The sequence below is a fragment of the Guptibacillus hwajinpoensis genome, from assembly GCF_020171785.1.
In the GTDB taxonomy this organism is placed as follows: Bacteria; Bacillota; Bacilli; order Bacillales; family Guptibacillaceae; genus Guptibacillus; species Guptibacillus sedimenti.
On the sequence record NZ_JAIVAE010000013.1, the window covers coordinates 59884 to 78140 of the forward strand.

Consider the following 18257-nt stretch of genomic DNA (forward strand, 5'->3'; position numbering starts at 1 on the left):
TTTCAGCGCACATTTACGCCAGACAACGCTTCTTTATCAGCAATTATTGTAACATGAGAATGCTTGTTTAATACCGATGCAGGAAAAGACTCGTCGACTTCACCTTCCATCAATTTTTTCATCGCATCGTTTTTCGCTTCACCTGATACAAGTAGTAAAATTTCTTTGCTTTTCATAATTGTTGCAATCCCCATCGTAATGGCCTGGTATGGCACTTCCTTTATATCATCAAAAAATCGTGCGTTGGCTTCTCTTGTTGATTGCGCCAGTTCAACAATGTGCGTCGTTGCTTGAAAGGATGTTCCCGGCTCATTAAAACCAATATGACCATTACTCCCCATGCCAAGAAGCTGAACATTGATCCCACCCGCTTCCTCAATACGCTCTTCATAAACTTTACATTCTTCTACGAGATCAAGAGCAGTTCCGCTCGGGAGGTGAATATTTGTCGGAGGTATGTCGATTTTTTCAAATAAATTGTCGTACATAAAGGCGTGGTAACTATTTGGGTTTTCTGGCGAAAAACCTACATATTCATCAAGGTTGTATGTTGTCACCTTTTTATAGGACGTGCCGTTTTGTTCATAGTTTTTGATTAGTCGCTTATATGTCCCAAGTGGCGTTCCTCCAGTCGCAAGGCCGAGTACAATCGCCGGGTTTGTTTGCACTTTGTCTATTAGATAATTTGCTGCAAGTTCACTCATGTGTTCGTAATCATTCGCTTGAATAATTCTCATTTTCCTCACTCCTTTCATTTGAATATGCAAGATGCCCTTTACAGAAAGTCATCATGACTTCCCCGTCTTCAGATCGTACGAAAAGATCTGCCTCTTTTCCTACAGCCAGACTGCCTTTACGATCAAAAACTCCGAGCTGTTTGGCAGGATTTTCTGATGCCATTTTAATCGCACTTTCAAGGGAGCATTTTGTATACTCTTGAATATTAGTAAGGGCGTCTTTCATTTTTAATACACTACCCGCTAAAGTGCCGTTTTCTAATAGCGCCTTACCATCTTTGACTTCTACTTCCTGTCCACCTAAATCATAGCGACCATTTTTAAGACATTTCGCTCGCATTGCATCCGTTATTAAAATCACGCCTGCATCCGTTTTTTGCTGATAAGCTAATTGAATCATCTCCGGTCGAACATGATATCCGTCTGCAATCACTTCTGTTTTTAATTGTTCATTCAATAATGCAGCTCCTACAACACCTGGCTCTCGATGATGTAGTCCTTTCATTCCGTTATAAAGATGCGTAATATGCGTAGCGCCGCATTTTACTGCTTCCATCACTTGCTGATAAGTGGCATCAGAATGACCAACTGATGCGATAATACCTCGATAAGTCAAATAACGAACAAGCTCTAGACCACCTTCTTTTTCAGGAGCAAGCGTCACGAGTTTAATCTTTTCTTTTGCGAGCTTATTCCAAGCTTCAAAAACTCGAATGTCCGGTCGCTGCATCGCGTGCAGCGGCTGCGCACCTGCTCTCTCACTATTTAAGAATGGTCCTTCTAAATGAATGCCAAGAACTTCAGCATGACCTGCCTTTTGGTTCTCCTCCACATACTCTCCTGCATTCTTCACAGCACGTTCGATTGCTTTTGCATCCTGGGTAATGGTCGTTGCTAAAAAGCTTGTTGTGCCTTCGCCAGGAAGTGCTTTAGTGATCGTATCTAGTGCTTCCGTCGTTGCATCCATCGTATCCGCTCCATTCACCCCGTGAATATGAACGTCAATCATACCTGGAAGCAAAGATACTTTCTCATGGAACGTATATACTTTTTCAGCATCACTTTTATTACGTTGCTTTGCCTGCCCAATTTCAGTAATGATGCCATTCTCAACTTTAATGTAACCATTCTCAATCGTTTCTCGTTCGCTAAACACTGTTACCTGATCGATAACGAAACTTGTCTCAGCCAAACCAAACACTCCTCGCATTTCTGTTAAATGAATACTACCACCATTAAGTACAGTTGTCTATACCAGTAATCAACCCAATGTTAGATCAGACGACATAATTGGTATAGACAACTATATTTAGTGCTGTTATGATGAACAGGATAATAAAACGTTTTCAAATTTTGAAAGGGGTTGAACGTTTATGCTCGGAGCTTTACAACGCATTGGTAAGTCATTGATGCTTCCGATTGCCGTACTTCCGGCTGCAGCTTTGCTACTGAGGCTAGGACAAGATGACTTACTTGGTATTCCATTTGTCGCTGCTGCAGGTGGAGCAATATTTGATAATCTTGCTCTCATTTTTGCCATTGGTGTGGCGATTGGCTTCTCAAAAGATAGCAACGGAGCAGCCGGTCTAGCGGGGGCAATTGGTTACCTGGTTCTGACTCAGGGAACTCAAGCAGTGAATGAAAACATTAACATGGCGATTCTTGGAGGGATCTTATCTGGTATCGTTGCTGGACTGCTTTATAATCGATTTCACGATATTAAACTCCCCACCTGGCTTGGTTTCTTTGGAGGGCGACGCTTTGTACCAATCGTTACAGCCACTGCAATGGTTATACTTGCAGGACTATTTGGATTTGTATGGCCTCCTATTCAGGAAGGTATTAACGCGATAGGACAGTGGATTATTGATGCAGGCGCACTTGGGGTAGGGGTATTCGGCTTCTTAAATCGATTGCTTATTCCTTTCGGGTTGCATCACGTACTAAATAGTTTGGTCTGGTTCGTTTTCGGTGAGTATAACGGCGCCACAGGAGATCTGAATCGATTCTTTGCCGAAGATCCTTCAGCCGGAATTTTCATGGCTGGCTTTTTCCCGATCATGATGTTCGGGCTACCTGCAGCGTGTTTTGCGATGATTGCTGCGGCTAAAAAAGACAGAAGAGCTGAAGTAAGCGGAATGTTAATCGGTATTGCCTTTGCATCATTCTTAACAGGTATTACGGAACCGATTGAATTCGCCTTTATGTTCTTATCACCTTTATTATATGGTATTCACGCTCTTTTAACAGCTAGCTCAATGGTTCTCGCTTACGTTCTAGACATCCACCATGGATTTGGCTTCTCTGCCGGTGCCATTGACTTTTTCCTTAATTATGGACTAGCACAGAAAGCAGGACTATTACTTGTTATTGGCTTGATTTACGGAGTCATATATTTTGTGGTCTTCTACTTCTTAATAAAAAAATTAAACTTAAAAACACCTGGTCGAGAAGACGAAGATATGGCCATAGAAGCAACTTCTCCTACTGAAGGTGACAAATACGATGTGATGGCTGGGCATTTTATTCGCAGCATTGGCGGCATTGATAACATTTCATCTATCGATAACTGTACAACAAGACTTCGTTTACAAATGAATGATATGTCAAAAGTAGATGAAGCAGAATTAAAGCGTTATGGAGCTCGAGGCGTCGTCAAAGTGAATAATCGTAACCTACAAATTATCGTCGGAACAGATGTTGAATTTGTGGCGGATGCCATGCGAGGCACGCGCTCTAATCCATCTAAAGTGACTACTAACGCTGGAACATTAACAAAAACAATAGCAGATCAAGCGTTTATTATGCCAGTTAAAGGAAAGATTATTCCATTGAACGAAGTGCCAGACGAAGTCTTTTCTGCCGGAATGATGGGGGATGGTTTCGCCATTCTTCCTGAAGACGGCCATTTTGTTTCACCTGTTGACGGCGAAGTCATAAGCGTCTTCCCTACAAAGCATGCAGTCGGTATCAAATCTGAAAGTGGAGTCGAAGTATTAATACATGTCGGCATTGATACGGTCAATTTAAAAGGCGAAGGGTTTACGACTCATGTAAAAGAAGGAGATACTCTCAAGAGAGGGGATAAACTACTGACAGTTGATTTAAGTAGCGTCAGACGTGCTGTACCATCTCTTGCCACTCCAGTCATTTTCACAAATTTACAAACGTTAAAAATTAAAAAGACAGGAAACATTCCTCAAGGCGATAGCGGGATCATTTCCATTGATTAATTGCTTGAAAATGAAGAAAGGCAGCGGAAATTCCGCTGCCTTTCGTTTTATTTATTCATTTTATCAAGAAATCCGCCGAGCAAATCATCTACGCTCTCTTCTTCCTCTTCTTCAACAGCTGAGCTTTGCTCTTGTTTTGCCTGATCCCAATCAAAATTCATTAGATCATCATCAGACATCGGTGGTAAAGCCTCCACAGGTTCTGATACTTCTCTCTGGACTGCTCTTTCTTCCTGCAAATAAAGTGCCTGATCAATATCAATCGAGTTACTGTTAAATGATGCAAGAAGAGATGCAGCGCGTACAGGATCTGATAAAATTTGGTAAACGATGTTTCCAAGAAGCGCTTCTGAATGCTCATGTTTTAACCAATCCCTTTGGGCTTTGCTTAATCCCTTGGGCAAAGGTACAGTAATTGCATCATTATCGCGTCTGATCGTTTGCGTGACACCATCTAAAACATACTCCGCAATGCGGCTTGAGAAGTTCCGTTTTTCTTCCTCTTTTAACTTCTGCAGCTGCTTTAGAATATGATCAGGTGTATCAGAAGGAAGGCGAAAAGTGATCGCCTGTCCTCTCTGTAACCCCGTCATCCCCGCCTTTTTCATCAAATCACCCTACTAGTTTTTGACCTTGTTCTTTTCTTCTTTCTTATCCTGGTGTTGAGGTTGAGGCTTACTATTTTTACGAGTGAAGTCAGAGATAAGCTTGTAGTAAGCATTCGACATCATCCAGATGCTTTCTTTTTCATCTTCAAAGAAGTCAATGTTGTACCCATCAAGGTTATTGTTCAATGTTTTAAGGTAATCTTTCAATACAATTGAACCGCCGCCAACGAAATAGCAGATTTCAGATTGAGAGTTCTTCTGCCAAACGTTACGAAGGTGACGATATTGTTTCTTCGCAAGTTCCAAGAGAATACGATCTGTAATATCATGCACGCTTGTACGACTTCCGCGAACCATAATGTGATTACGATCATTCTTCTTCGTAATAATATCCACTACATCACGACGGCTATCGAGTTCCACCCCATGCTTCGAGCGAATTTCTTCACGAATGGCTTCAAGCGACTCAGCGACGCCAAGGTTAAAGCCCTGTGCCTTATCATCATCGACATTACGGTTTTTAATAACCGCGATATCGGTAGAAAGACCACCAATGTCTTGAATTAAAATTCGCTTGTCGATCAAATCTTTATTAATGATATTTAAATCGCTATCCATAACAAGGTTAATGTAAGCTGCAAATCCTTCAGGATAAACTTTCACTTCATCAAATTTAATATTAACTTTCTTACCTTGATATTTCGGTGTTACAAGAAACTCTACCTGGTGCACAGATCCAAGAAGTCTTGAACGATAACCAACGTCTTTTCCTTCTTTTACTTCACGAAGCGGAAGACCTGTACCAAGTGTGTAATTGGCATCAATCACGCCGTTTTGGTTTTTGAAATTCGCTGAGTTCTTTGGATCAACTGCATCTAAAGCTAGAGAAGCAAACAGCATAACTAGTGTTTGGTCTTCTTCTGACTTTGCACTTCCAGGATCTAATTCAGTCGGGTTGTCACTCTTTGTTGCTAGATTACCAACTCGGTAGATCGCATTGTTATCCTTCAAAGCAGGGGAGTGGACGCGAATGTGAATACCGTCAAGCGGATCTTTCGTATCCAATTCTTCAATTCCAATAACCGGTCGATCTTCTATATCTCTTGCAATCACATTTGGTATGTATAGGTCAGATTCGATTTTTCCATAGATTCCTTTTAGTGAGTCGTTACCTACATCGACTGCTGCAATTCTTGAATTACTCATAAAAATAATCCATCCTTTCATATTTAAAATCTAGTATTTCTACTATTAACTTAAAATTTATAGAATTTTTCAACCGAAGTCAATGAGCCATTCTATCTAGTTTACAAATATGTTTACATGTATACAAAACCGTTTACTTGTAAACAATTTTCGTACACTTGTATACAATATTGCATACATGTCGATTTAAAGCCATGTGTACGCATTTGTATACTTGTGTACATAAATAGTTTACATGCATACAAAATTGTATACTTGTAAACTAAATTCGTATACACGATTTTTTTCAAATTTTGCTTTAGCTACTTCCTTACATTTTAACTCTCTTTTTTAAAAAGAGAGTTAAAAGGAATGACCACTTAGAATAGAAAAAGAGTTAACTAGTTTATTCATTTCAAATTTATTAATAAGAAAAAGACTACACGAGAGGTAGTCTTTTTAAGAAGTTTATATGAAAGGGGTTACATGAAAAAAACGACTCCTGCCCAAAACCATATTTTCAAACCTAACGTAACAATGCCAGTGACAAGACCTGTTATAGCAAATCCTTTCTTAACCGGGTTTTTCTTGCCGATTATCCCAAAAATAATGGCCAAAATAGCCAATGGATAAGGAATTAGAGGAATTAAAAAGAGGACAAGGCCTATGATGCCCAATACCATTGAGGATACAGCTAGACCATTACTGCTACTCTCTGGTTGAGGTGTTGTTTTTACGTTACCTTCCAAATCAAATTCCCCCTTTTGAACCTATTTTTTTTCATAATTGAATGTATTTGAGTATGGAGTATTTTATTACAAAAAAAAGAAGCATGTAGCCGTTTCTTTATGCTACACGCTCACATTTGTTTCTATATCTTAGCAGTGATTAGCTATAAACAGGCTCTCCTTCATTAAGACCAAGAGTCTGTGCAATTAAGTGATTAATTTCTTTAAACAACTCTGGATTTTCCTCTAAAGCGTATCCATGTGATGGAATCATTTCTTTAATCTTTGGTTCCCATTCCTGTAGATACTCTGGGAAGCATTTTTCGAATACTTCTAACATAACATGGACAGCTGTTGATGCACCCGGTGATGCACCAAGTAGTGCAGCAATGGAGCCATCTGAAGCCGTTACAACCTCTGTTCCAAATTGAAGCGTTCCTTTGCCTTGTTCCTCTGTATCCTTAATAACTTGTACACGCTGTCCGGCTACAACAATATCCCAATCTTCCTTCTGGGCTGTCGGAATAAATTCACGCAATTCTTCTATACGCTTGTCTTCAGATAACATCACTTGTTGGACCAAATATTTGGTTAATCCCATTTCCTTAACCCCAGCTGCCATCATCGTTAACACATTATTAGGCTTCACAGAGCTAATTAGATCCATATTTGAACCGGTTTTAAGGAATTTGGGAGAAAATCCTGCAAACGGACCAAATAATAAGCTCTTTTTATTATCAATGAACCTTGTATCAAGATGAGGAACAGACATTGGAGGCGCGCCTACTTTTGCTTTGCCATAAACCTTACCATGATGCTTTTCAATCACTTCAGGATTATTACATACCATAAACAGCCCACTGACCGGAAAGCCTCCAATTTGTTTGGATTCAGGTATACCGGTTTTTTGGAGCAATGGAAGACTACCACCTCCGCCTCCAATAAAGACAAAGTCTGCCGTATGAAATTCTAAATTATTGTTGGCTATATCTTTTACTTTAACTTCCCACGTGCCCTCTTTCGTACGTTTAATATCCTCTACGCTATGCTTGTACTGAACGTCTACATTCTCATTTTCTAAGTGTTCAAACATAAGACGCGTTAATGCGCCGAAATTTACGTCTGTACCAGAATCGATTTTTGTTGCAGCCATTGGTTCATCCGATGACCGACCATCCATAATAAGTGGAATCCATTCCTTAAGCTTCTCAGGGTCCTCAGAAAGCTCCATTCCCTGAAACAGAGGGTTTCCTGACAACGCTTCCAAACGCTTTTTCAAAAATTTCACATTATCTTCTCCAAAAACAAGACTCATGTGTGGAATTGGTCTGATGAAATCTTGTGGATTATGGATTAATCCTTTATTCACGAAATAAGACCAGAATTGCTTTGAGAGCTGGAACTGCTCGTTTATCTTTACCGCCTTACTAATATCAATAGATCCGTCCGCTTTCTCGGACGTATAGTTGAGTTCACATAGAGCAGAATGACCTGTCCCTGCATTATTCCATTCATTCGAGCTTTCTTCTCCTGCACTTCCAAGTTTCTCAAAAACTTTCACATTCCATTCAGGTGCTAATTCTTTTAATAAAGATCCCAAAGTTGCACTCATGACTCCAGCACCAATTAAGATAATATCTTTTGTTTGATTCTTGCTCATGATACCCTTCCTTGTCTCATTTATTTGTAATAAAAAGAATACGCGCTCATGCTCAAATGTCATAAAAAAGCAAGGCGACAATGAAGTACACTACATGTTCTATCCTAATTATACCTTATCATAGACAATTGTTATAATTGTAGGAAAAATAACGGATAATCTGAGGCGTTTTTACTAAATTTTACACATTATTAGCTAGGAAAATGGCGAAAATAAACATAGAAGAGTAATAAATGTGAGATTAGACAGATAAATCATTTTGTTTGCTACTTCTCAGCTTTATTTTCGCAATTCGTTGTTTCTGGTAATACAAATCGATTCGTTCTCTTGCACTTTTTGGATAATACTATTAAAGTATATATCGGTTGAAACCGAGCCTAGCTAGATCTATTAAGAACATTTTTACTTTTTAATTTTGGGAAGTGCTTTCCCTTAAGGAAAGGGTTTAGATATACAATGAAAGAGAATTTTTGGAAAGAGTTGCCACGACCATTTTTTGTTTTGGCTCCAATGGAAGCCGTGACAGATGTCGTTTTTAGACATGTCGTGAGCGAAGCAGCAAGACCTGACGTGTTTTTTACAGAGTTTACAAACTCGGAAAGCTACTGCCACCCAAGGGGAAAAGACAGTTTAAAGGGCCGACTTACATTTACGGAAGATGAACAGCCAATTGTCGCTCATATTTGGGGAGACAAGCCCGAGTACTTCCGCGAAATGAGTATTGGTATGGCAGAAATGGGGTATCGTGGAGTTGATATCAATATGGGCTGCCCTGCTCCTAATGTTGCTCCAAAAGGAAAAGGATGCGGACTGATTCGTCGTCCTGATGTTGCAGCAGAAATCATCCAGGCAGCAAAAGCTGGAGGACTGCCCGTTAGTGTAAAAACTCGCCTCGGTTATACAGAAGTAGATGAGTGGCGCCACTGGCTTAGGCACCTGCTTGAACAGGATATTGTAAATCTCTCCATCCATCTCCGCACGAAGAAAGAAATGAGCGATGTTGATGCCCACTGGGAGCTCATTCCAGAGATCAAGAAACTTCGTGATGAGGTCGCTCCTGATACGCTTCTGACGATCAACGGAGATATTCCAGACCGTCAGAAGGGACTTGAACTTGTAGAAAAATATGGCGTCGACGGAGTTATGATCGGACGAGGAATCTTCCATAACCCATTTGCTTTTGAAAAAGAGAAAAAAGAGCATACGAGTGAGGAATTGCTTGATCTTCTTAGACTTCAGCTCGATCTACATGATAAATATGATAAAGAACTCGAGCCACGCATCTACAAAGCGCTTCCTCGTTTCTTCAAAATTTACGTTCGCGGCTTTCGCGGAGCAAGTGAATTAAGAAATAAATTGATGAATACAAAATCTACTGACGAAGCACGTGCTCTTCTTGATGAGTTTATAGCGAATAATGGCTTAAAAGGACAGAATGGTTTTACGGTTTCTTGAGTTAAATTTGTTTCGTTTAAAACGATAGTAGGTTCTTTCTAGGAGAGGAAAGCCAAGGGTGCTTTTCTCTCTTTTTTTATCGTTATGATAGTAAAAAAAGCATTGGTAAGCAACTAGGCTTCTCAATGCTTTCATTATTTTAGCTCCACCGACTATTAATCTCTATCTCTAGCCACCTGAGTATCTCGAATGTTTTTCTGAATTGTAATAGCCGCAAATAGGCTAAGAACAAAGGACATACCATAGAACCCTTTTTCACTTAAAATAATACTTCCAGCGTTATAAAGTCCGATTCCCATCAAGCCAATGGCTACAATAACCGCTAACCAACTAAGGCCATAATAAATGCCCGACACCGGGATTTCCTCTTCCTTGTCCCTCACCGCTTTTTGGAGGGATACAGCTGCATACAGACCGAATACCAATACGGCGAAGTAATACCCCTTCTCATTGAGCTCCATAGAGGCATTAAACAGGCCAATAAGATACGATGCTACTCCGACTACTAAAGCTGCCCAACTAGCCCCTTTAAAAGCTCCTGTGGGCTCCCCTTCTTTTCTTTCCACCTTGATCTTTTTTTCAGTCGACTCCATTAACTGATTTTCATTCATATCAGGCATTAGACGCCTCCTTCTACTTTATTCAATTTATAAGTTTCCTATAAAAACCATTATAGCAATTTCCCACAAATTGTCTTTATTAAAATTGAAGGACTGATGTATTGATTAATCATATGATCATACTGAAGCACACCTACTCATCCAACACAAGCTTTAAAATAAGAGGGAAAAGGGCCCAGATCTTGATTGCGATCCGGACCCTTTAGAATTATTTCTAGATAAAAGTTTCCTAGTCTACTTTTTCATATGTGATATCTATTTCATACCCATTCACTTATGATACGGTTCCCCTCGATTAATCTTAAACGCTCGATACACCTGCTCCACCAAAATAAGCCGCATTAGCTGATGAGGAAACGTCATTTTGGAAAAAGAAAGCGTATCGTTTGCTCGTTGCAGAACGTCGTTACTTAATCCAAGTGATCCACCAATGACGAAGGCAATCTTGCTTTTCCCGTATGTCGCTAACTGATCAAGATCTCGAGCTAGTTGCTCAGATGTTTTCATTTTTCCATTTATGGCAAGAGCGATGACGTATGCATCAGGTGAAATCTTAGATAAAATACGGTCTCCTTCTGCTTTTTTCACCTGGATCATTTCCGTCTCACTTAAATTTTCTGGTGCTTTTTCATCAGGGACTTCAATCACGTCGATTTTCGCGAAAGGCCCTAATCGCTTTGTGTATTCTTCAATTCCCAGTTTCAAATATTTCTCTTTCAGCTTTCCTACCGTAACAATACTAATATTCAAAAGTTATCCCCACCTGTGCATCATTTTGTAAGTCCACAGCAAATAAACAGGTTATCCACAGATTCTATCCACATATACACATTTTTCATCCACATATCGTGACCGAATATTAGTTCGACACCATATATGTTGCGTTATTTTTACAATACTCACATTCTGTGGACAACTTTCCTGTTTCATTTTCCACTTTCTCTAGTACAGGAAACTGTCCTGTTTCATCTACCGCAACATCAAGAGCCAGCTCTACATGTTCTTCACAACAATAAATTTTCATACAATCGCTCCTTTCTAACCCTGTCGTTTCTAAGAGGTTTTCACAAAAGGAAACAGGAGAGTTTCCTCTCCTGTTATGATTACGAATGTTGCTGCTCAGCTAGCGTAACTTCAACCTCTTGCTTTGTTCCTTCACGATAAATCGTTAATTTCACGCGATCGCCAATTTCTTTCTTCGTGTAAAGAAACTTACGTAGATCAATGGAATTCTTAATCTTATCCCCATCCATCGCTGTAATCACATCTAACTCTTTCAGACCCGCAATTTCTCCAGATGATGTTGGAAACACGCTCATCACCACAACCCCATAATCGACCTTATCAGGCAGCTTGAGAGACTCGCTCCAATGGTAAGTTGGAATTTCAGATAGTGATTTTGTTCCAATTCCAATCTCTGGTCTTCTTACTTCACCGTACGATTCAAGATCGTTGATAATTGGCTCAGCAATATTGATGGGGATTGAAAATCCGATTCCTTCTACGCTGGATTGAGCAATCTTCATAGAGTTAATGCCTATAAGTTGACCTGAAATATTAATTAACGCTCCACCACTATTACCAGGATTAATCGATGCATCAGTTTGAATAACATCTGCATTCCAATCAATCGTCCCGTTTTGATCTGTATCTACTGGAAAGGATCGCTCCGGATTACTGATGATCCCCTGCGTTACCGTCCCTTCTAAAAAACCTAACGGGTTACCGATCGCAATAGCTGGCTCACCTGGCTTTAACGTATCAGAATCGCCGAACTCTGCAACCATTGTAACCGACTCAGAAGGGATTTTAAGCACCGCCAGGTCCATCAGAGGGTCAGTGCCTATAAGCTCTGCTGAAACACGTTTCTCGGCGTTTAAACTCACCTCAAGCTGCCCAGCACCTTCTACCACGTGATTATTCGTTACAACAAAAGCATCTTTACCCTCTTTTTTGTAGATAACACCTGATCCCGCTCCAGCTTCTCCGTAATCTTCTGCCCAAAAATCGGTTTTCTGCAGATTAATAACACCTACTACCGCTTCCCCTACATTCTGTACCGCTGACGTAATATCATTTGTTACATCAATGCTAAGGTTCTTCGTAATCGGTTGCTGTTCAGCTTCTGACTCCGCTTTCTCTTCTTGAGGAGGAGCGATATCAGGTAGCACCCCAACGTCTGATAGAGCAGGAACCGTAAATAGAATGAGCAGTGCACCGAGGATCGCACCAACTAATCCCGCCACAAATGCTCCGCCGCGGTTCCCTTTCTGCCGCATTGGTCGGTTGTTTTCATCGCCATCATAATAGCCCAAAGTGTTCACCAATCCTTTCAATTAAAAAAGGAGACCTTTAAGACCAATTTCGTTCACCAAAACTCTTCTCTACGAATTTATAATTTTGTTAGAACGGTAGGGGAAGCAGGGTCTGTATCATATAACGCAACCTGCTCTCCTACCACAAAACCATTTTGTTCAAGAGTTTGTTGGACAGAAAGTCTTGCCAGGTCTTTCATGTTATTATCTTTACTTAAATGGGCTAAATAAATACGTTTTGTTTGATCACCAATAATGTCCGATAAGGCTACCGCAGCATCTTCATTGGAAACGTGCCCCATATCGCCTAGAATACGTCTCTTCACGTTCCATGGATAGCGCCCCATCATTAACATGTTAATGTCATGATTTGACTCAAACACAAGCATATCTGAATTACGAATCGTTCCTTTAATGCGATCACTGACGTATCCAAGATCAGTTGCAATACTCAACTTCTTGCCTTCGTGATGAAAGGCATAAAACATCGGCTCAGCTGCATCATGCGACACACCAAATGATTCAACATCCAGATCATCGAAAGTTTTGATTGTATCCATATCGAAATGAAACTTTTGCTCAACAGGTATTTCCCCAATTAATCCTGACATTGCCTCCCACGTTTTTGCATTGGCATAAATGGGCAGTTTGTAGCGTCTGGCGAAAATACCAAGGCCTTTAATGTGATCGCTATGTTCGTGCGTCACAAGCAACCCATCCAAATCTTTTGGATCAAGATGGGCTTTCGCAAACAGTTCTTCAAGTTTCTTTCCACTTAATCCGGCATCGACTAGAAGCTTGTGCTTCTCTGTACCAACATAAATGGCATTACCTGTGCTTCCACTTGCAAGCACACTAAATTCAAGAGACATATAATGTTCCTCTCCTACTCATCGCTTGTACCTGTCTTCGGCTTTGAAGGATCAGGCTGATTGCTGGCATCTGATTCCTTCTCCTCCTGTTCACTTTCAATACTTTCTTCCGTATCACTAAACACGGTTTTTTCTATCGCGTTAACGTAATAATTTTTTTCTGGATCATCGCTCTTTTTATTCGAAACAACAACTTGCCACGTTGGAACAAAAACAAATGTATCTCGCTCATCTTCATTTGCGACAGTTGTATAATAACCAATTGACATATTTTCAACTTCATCGTTTAAACCAATATCTTGTTGGTTTAGTAAAAGGCCAATCGTTTCAGAAGCAGGATCAATTTTACGTTCTTTGCCTATTTTCTGAAGGCTTAAATAGGTTTGTGTATAAGAAACAACTTTATCGTCCTCAAGTGTGACAATCAACATGCCTGATTCTTGACTATATATCGGGCGATCTTCAAACGTTTCTACAAAATACTTAATGTTTGGGTTGTTTTCAGCAGGACCGTAATATTGATACTTCCCACCTTCGTAAACATACGTTTCTAGAAAGATCGAAAAAGCAGAAGGCACTGTTGGATCACTTATAGGAAAAGGCTTCTTAAGCGTTGAAACTAGTTTTTCTCCATCAAGTGTAATATCCTGACTCGTTCCTTCTTCTAGCGTTTTCTCTTCTTCCTCAGTAAATTCATGAACATCTCCGCTAATAAAAGACATTTTCTCTGATTGCACAGGAAGGTTCTTTTCATACGTTACGTTTAGGTTTTTTAGCTGATCTTCAATCGTAACCTGTTTCTGTTGTTCAATTTCACTTAATTCCGTTTGCTTTTTAAATAAATCACTTGCCAGAAAGATATTAAACACTAGGAAGGTTAAGATTAATATCGTTTTCGTTCTATTCCAATCCAACTTCTTCCCCTCCCAGTGCATTGCTAGTAGGTTGCAGCGGTGTCCAGGTACCATTCAATTTCACAAACCATTGGGGTATGAGCGAAAAGTCATATGGCTGATTTGCTGAACGATCAATTGTATAACCAACTGTCATGTTTTGTATCTCACTTGTTTTAAAGCTTCCTTCTTCAAGTAGCTCCTTAACCTCTTCATAACCTGGCAGCTGACGTTCACTAATTTCCTTCGTGTATTGAATAATTTTCAACATCCGCTTGTACGTACTAACGTCATTATTTTCTAATGTCACGTTAACTTCATCTAAATCTTCTGTAGAAGAACTATAGACGGGGTAACCTTCTGTATAAAGACGGAACGTGATTTGATCTGTATTTTTCTGAGAAGATGTAACCCATTCGCTCAGCACGTACTTATCATCGTTTAAATCAGTTACACGAAAGCCAAAATGCTTGTTAATAAAGCCATACGCATCAAGAATAGGTGATTCATTTGCGTCAAATTGACTTGACGTTGATGGTGGATTTTTAAAAACCATGTATTCATTGTCGTAATTAAACGTTAAATCTCGACTTCCATCTGTATAAAGATCTGATATGTTGTTAAACGTGTTCTTTTCAACCGTATCTTGTTCAGGAAAGAGCGCTTCTTTAAAATCTTCTTCATTTGCTAGTTCGTCTGTACTTCCTCCAAATGAAGCAATCGACTGTCCTTGAATCGGTAAATAAAAAATGGGAGAGTTATTAGAAACTTGAAGTTCTTTAGCTCGCGCCATTTCCATTTCCTCTGCTTCACTGCTCGAGATATCGAAGGAAGAGAAGACGTTTGTATACCATTCTTTCATTTTACTAGAAGCCTCAATCGTGGCACGCATGCCAACTTGACTTGATGTGTTGAGAAGAATGATCTCGTTATTTTTACCAGACGCAATCGAAGGAATAATAATACGATCAAACGTCGAAAGAGGAATATCGTCTTTTGATATGCTTACTAATTTTTTTAACACATCATTGGAAAGCAAGGTAGGGAAAATCAGCTCAACGCTATCCCCCCTTCCCTCTAAATCTTCCATATCATTTTCCACCGTAAAGGATTTAATTTTAATTCCAGAAATAAATTCATTATAAAAATTATTAATGGCGTTGAAATTAAAGGAAGTAAAGTGCTGATTATCAATATGATATACGAGCTGATTTGGCTTCACCACATCACTAATATTTACTTCCTGAATACCAACAGGACTTGCTTCTGTTGGTGCTGCTTCTTTCTCATACTCAGGTTCGAACGTCCAGATCTGCCAGGTGAGAAATAAACTTGTTAGAACAAGGACGTTCAATAAGATTGTTTTAAAATTCTCAAACTGCTTCTTTGTCATTCTCACTTGTCCTCAACCTCCCTTATTCGTTTATAAGGGAGAGTAAAGTAGATCGTTGTTCCTTGTCCCCACTTACTCTCTGCCCAGATGTCCCCATGATGCGCATGGATCATTTCCTTGGCAATAGCCAAACCAAGCCCAGTTCCCCCGATCTGCCTAGAACGGGCTTTATCGACGCGGTAGAACCGATCAAATATCTTCGAAAGATTATTCTTCGGAATCCCTACACCTTCATCACTAATGCTAATCCGGATCTTCTTACCAATCGTCCAGCATCGCGCAGTGATCGTACCGCCGTCAGGTGAATACTTAATCGCATTGGATAGAATGTTATCCAACACTTGTGTCATTTTATCTTGATCGACTTTCGTATAAATTGCGACGCGAGGAAGCTGTCTGACGATGTTAATATTATCTCGCTTTGACATTTCAAATCGATCTAGAACATGATCAAACATTTCGACAAAATCAACTTCCGTGAACTCTAGACGATATTCCTTTTTATCCATTTTAGATAATTGCAGAAGATCATTTACTAATCGAATCATTCGTTCCGTTTCATTTTGCGTCACACTTAAGAAGCGAGGTGCAATCTCAGGATCCTGGAGCGCCCCTTCTTGAAGAGCTTCGAGATAACTTCTCATCGTTGTAAGTGGCGTGCGTAGCTCGTGTGACACATTGACAACGAACTCACGACGCTCCTGTTCAAGCTGTTCTTGTTCCGTAATATCATGGAGAACAGCAATTAACCCGTTAATAGGACCATCTTCTTTATGGATAATTGAGAAATTAACGCGTAAGATAAACGTTTGATGGTCATCACTTAAATCAAGAATCATTGAATCTGGTCCATTGTAGACATCATCCCACGTTTTTTCTTCTGAAAACTGGAGAATTTTATTCAAAGATGTTCCAAGGACCGTTTCACGTGAAACGCTCATCATTTCTTCTGCACGATCATTCATTAAAATAATCATACCTTCTCGATCTGTAGCAATAACGCCATCTGTCATATAAGCAAGAACAGATGTAAGCTTGCGACGCTCACCCTCCGTTATGGCATTAGCTTCTTGAAGTCTACGTGTTAAATCATTGAAAGCCAGAGCAAGTTGTCCAATCTCATCTTCGCCATATACTTTTACTTTTCGGGTAAAATCTCCACGTGCCATGACAAGCGCTTGTCTTCGCATGTCCGAAATTGGCCTTGTAATTGTACGAGAAATAATAATGCCAAGTAGCCCAGTTAACACTAATGCGATGAGAGCGGATTGAGCTAATAAGCTATTCACTTCATCTGCCTGTTCGAAGACTTGATTCATATTTGCTTGGATGTAGACTGCGCCGACAGTTGTATTGGTTTCGCCTTTTATAGGATAACTATAAGCAAAGAAACGTTCTCCCTCACTGTCGATCAAAATGTTTTCCTTTGAGACGCCATTTAAAGCACTAGCCACATAATCGTTCGTTGCGCGTGTTCCTTCAAGACCATCATCATTAAGCGTCCCGACTACCTGCCCTAATGAATTAACAACAAGGATTTGGCGAATTTCATTTTGCCTAAAATTTCTTATCAAGCTTGTAATCGTATTTTCTTCTTCATCACTCTTACTATTCACCTGATCAGACACATTATCAGCCAGGAGCTCAGCACGGTCTCGAATTGAACTCATATAGTTCTGCTGAAACTGATCTTCTAATTTGTCATTAAAATAAACAGAAATAAACTGAATCGCAACTAAAATGAGGAGAACATACACAATTGCAAACTTAAAATGGATGGACTTAAAAAAACCGACCTTTCCCATCTAAAGTTTACTGCTCCTGTTCCGGTTCACGCATATAGTACCCCACACCACGTCTTGTAATAATCCATGTCGGGTGGCTTGGATTATCTTCTACTTTCTCGCGCAAACGACGTACCGTTACGTCTACTGTTCGTACATCACCAAAATAATCATAACCCCATACGGTCTGTAATAAGTGTTCACGCGTCATCACTTGTCCAATATGCTTCGATAAATAATGCAGCAGTTCAAACTCTCGGTGCGTCAATTCAATCGATTCCTCGCGCTTTGTAACAAGATAAGCATCTGGATGAATCGTTAGCGCCCCAACCTTAATAAGAGAATTTGGAGAAGTCTCTTTCTCAGGCTCCTGCTGACGACGACGCAAATTCGCCTTTACTCGAGCAATCAGCTCTCTTGTGCTAAAAGGCTTCGTCACATAGTCATCTGCGCCAAGTTCAAGTCCTAGCACCTTATCAATTTCGGAATCCTTTGCGGTAAGCATAATAATTGGCATTTCATATTTTTTACGAACTTCTCGGCAAACTTCCATGCCATCACGCTGAGGTAACATAATATCCAAAAGAATCATATCAGGATTCTCTTCCTCAACTTTAGCAATGGCCTCATCGCCATCGTAAGCGCAAACAACTGTAAAGCCTTCCTTCTCAAGGTTAAATTGCAGAATATCTGCAATTGGTTTTTCATCATCTACAACAAGAATTTTCTTGTCCATTATGAACGCTCCTTCTTTGATATGACACTATCAATTTA

17 protein-coding genes are annotated in these 18257 nt (G+C 39.9%); 2 read left to right on the forward strand and 15 right to left on the reverse strand.

The genetic code is table 11. From position 1 onward, the window contains the following. Positions 1 to 2 precede the first annotated feature (2 nt). Together nagB and nagA are read right to left on the reverse strand one after the other, a co-directional pair. Positions 3 to 737 (reverse strand): glucosamine-6-phosphate deaminase, encoded by a 735-nt coding sequence (gene nagB, locus LCL91_RS17870; RefSeq protein WP_224884335.1) that lies wholly within the window; start codon positions 735 to 737, stop codon positions 3 to 5. After that, a complete protein-coding gene (gene nagA, locus LCL91_RS17875; RefSeq protein WP_224884337.1) occupies positions 715 to 1929 on the reverse strand; it encodes an N-acetylglucosamine-6-phosphate deacetylase in 1215 nt (404 codons plus the stop codon). Before nagA ends, nagB begins: the two co-directional genes overlap by 23 nt. Positions 1930 to 2110: 181 nt before the next feature. Here nagA and nagE point away from each other — a divergent pair, with 181 nt between their 5' ends. After that, entirely contained in the window at positions 2111 to 3970 is a 1860-nt protein-coding gene (gene nagE / locus LCL91_RS17880) for an N-acetylglucosamine-specific PTS transporter subunit IIBC (protein WP_224884339.1), read from the forward strand. A gap of 47 nt (positions 3971 to 4017) precedes the next feature. On the opposite strand, the gene LCL91_RS17885 is transcribed toward nagE, so the two are convergent. The 4 genes from LCL91_RS17885 to mqo all read right to left on the reverse strand — a co-directional run bounded on the left by LCL91_RS17885 (position 4018) and on the right by mqo (position 8214). Beyond that, the gene (locus LCL91_RS17885) at positions 4018 to 4578 is read right to left on the reverse strand and encodes a hypothetical protein (protein WP_159786907.1); all 561 of its coding nucleotides are present in this window, start codon (positions 4576 to 4578) and stop codon (positions 4018 to 4020) included. Between the two features lie 12 nt (positions 4579 to 4590). Next, complete coding sequence (locus LCL91_RS17890) at positions 4591 to 5784, reverse strand: ParM/StbA family protein (RefSeq protein WP_224884341.1); 1194 nt, start codon at positions 5782 to 5784, stop codon at positions 4591 to 4593. A gap of 461 nt (positions 5785 to 6245) precedes the next feature. Further along, on the reverse strand, positions 6246 to 6512 hold the full coding sequence (locus tag LCL91_RS17895; RefSeq protein WP_224884343.1) for a DUF4190 domain-containing protein: 267 nt from the start codon (positions 6510 to 6512) through the stop codon (positions 6246 to 6248). Positions 6513 to 6651: 139 nt separating this feature from the next. Then, the gene (gene mqo / locus LCL91_RS17900) at positions 6652 to 8214 is read right to left on the reverse strand and encodes a malate dehydrogenase (quinone) (protein WP_224884407.1); all 1563 of its coding nucleotides are present in this window, start codon (positions 8212 to 8214) and stop codon (positions 6652 to 6654) included. A gap of 393 nt (positions 8215 to 8607) precedes the next feature. On the opposite strand from mqo, the gene LCL91_RS17905 reads away from it, so the two are divergent. Beyond that, on the forward strand, positions 8608 to 9606 hold the full coding sequence (locus tag LCL91_RS17905) for a tRNA dihydrouridine synthase (RefSeq protein ID WP_224884345.1): 999 nt from the start codon (positions 8608 to 8610) through the stop codon (positions 9604 to 9606). Between the two features lie 155 nt (positions 9607 to 9761). On the opposite strand, the gene yiaA is transcribed toward LCL91_RS17905, so the two are convergent. From yiaA to yycF, 9 genes are all read right to left on the reverse strand, one after another. Beyond that, complete coding sequence (gene yiaA, locus LCL91_RS17910; protein WP_224884347.1) at positions 9762 to 10226, reverse strand: inner membrane protein YiaA; 465 nt, start codon at positions 10224 to 10226, stop codon at positions 9762 to 9764. 270 nt (positions 10227 to 10496) lie between these two features. Continuing rightward, entirely contained in the window at positions 10497 to 10976 is a 480-nt protein-coding gene (rlmH, locus tag LCL91_RS17915) for a 23S rRNA (pseudouridine(1915)-N(3))-methyltransferase RlmH (RefSeq protein WP_224884349.1), read from the reverse strand. A 109-nt stretch (positions 10977 to 11085) separates the two neighbouring features. Then, positions 11086 to 11250 (reverse strand): CxxH/CxxC protein, encoded by a 165-nt coding sequence (locus LCL91_RS17920; RefSeq protein ID WP_224884351.1) that lies wholly within the window; start codon positions 11248 to 11250, stop codon positions 11086 to 11088. A gap of 79 nt (positions 11251 to 11329) precedes the next feature. Next, positions 11330 to 12541 (reverse strand): S1C family serine protease, encoded by a 1212-nt coding sequence (locus LCL91_RS17925; protein WP_425589694.1) that lies wholly within the window; start codon positions 12539 to 12541, stop codon positions 11330 to 11332. A 77-nt stretch (positions 12542 to 12618) separates the two neighbouring features. Next, positions 12619 to 13413, reverse strand: a complete 795-nt coding sequence (locus tag LCL91_RS17930) for an MBL fold metallo-hydrolase (RefSeq protein WP_224884353.1) — start codon at positions 13411 to 13413, stop codon at positions 12619 to 12621. A 14-nt stretch (positions 13414 to 13427) separates the two neighbouring features. Continuing rightward, a complete protein-coding gene (locus LCL91_RS17935) occupies positions 13428 to 14327 on the reverse strand; it encodes a two-component system regulatory protein YycI (protein WP_224884355.1) in 900 nt (299 codons plus the stop codon). Continuing rightward, the gene (locus tag LCL91_RS17940; RefSeq protein ID WP_224884411.1) at positions 14314 to 15699 is read right to left on the reverse strand and encodes a YycH family regulatory protein; all 1386 of its coding nucleotides are present in this window, start codon (positions 15697 to 15699) and stop codon (positions 14314 to 14316) included. The genes LCL91_RS17935 and LCL91_RS17940 overlap by 14 nt, the downstream gene beginning before the upstream one ends. Before the next feature lie 2 nt (positions 15700 to 15701). Continuing rightward, positions 15702 to 17504, reverse strand: coding sequence for a cell wall metabolism sensor histidine kinase WalK (walK, locus tag LCL91_RS17945; protein WP_224884358.1), 1803 nt, complete (start codon positions 17502 to 17504; stop codon positions 15702 to 15704). 7 nt (positions 17505 to 17511) lie between these two features. Further along, entirely contained in the window at positions 17512 to 18219 is a 708-nt protein-coding gene (gene yycF, locus LCL91_RS17950; RefSeq protein WP_224884360.1) for a response regulator YycF, read from the reverse strand. Positions 18220 to 18257: the final 38 nt, after the last annotated feature.

Coding starts and splice junctions, on each gene's coding strand:
- nagB (WP_224884335.1), bottom strand. CDS start 737: ATGAGAATTATTCAAGCGAATGATTACGAACACATGAGTGAACTTGCA.
- nagE (WP_224884339.1), top strand. CDS start 2,111: ATGCTCGGAGCTTTACAACGCATTGGTAAGTCATTGATGCTTCCGATT.
- LCL91_RS17885 (WP_159786907.1), bottom strand. CDS start 4,578: ATGAAAAAGGCGGGGATGACGGGGTTACAGAGAGGACAGGCGATCACT.
- LCL91_RS17890 (WP_224884341.1), bottom strand. CDS start 5,784: ATGAGTAATTCAAGAATTGCAGCAGTCGATGTAGGTAACGACTCACTA.
- mqo (WP_224884407.1), bottom strand. CDS start 8,214: ATGACATTTGAGCATGAGCGCGTATTCTTTTTATTACAAATAAATGAG.
- LCL91_RS17905 (WP_224884345.1), top strand. CDS start 8,608: ATGAAAGAGAATTTTTGGAAAGAGTTGCCACGACCATTTTTTGTTTTG.
- yiaA (WP_224884347.1), bottom strand. CDS start 10,226: ATGCCTGATATGAATGAAAATCAGTTAATGGAGTCGACTGAAAAAAAG.
- LCL91_RS17920 (WP_224884351.1), bottom strand. CDS start 11,250: ATGAAAATTTATTGTTGTGAAGAACATGTAGAGCTGGCTCTTGATGTT.
- LCL91_RS17930 (WP_224884353.1), bottom strand. CDS start 13,413: ATGTCTCTTGAATTTAGTGTGCTTGCAAGTGGAAGCACAGGTAATGCC.
- LCL91_RS17940 (WP_224884411.1), bottom strand. CDS start 15,699: ATGACAAAGAAGCAGTTTGAGAATTTTAAAACAATCTTATTGAACGTC.
- walK (WP_224884358.1), bottom strand. CDS start 17,504: ATGGGAAAGGTCGGTTTTTTTAAGTCCATCCATTTTAAGTTTGCAATT.
- yycF (WP_224884360.1), bottom strand. CDS start 18,219: ATGGACAAGAAAATTCTTGTTGTAGATGATGAAAAACCAATTGCAGAT.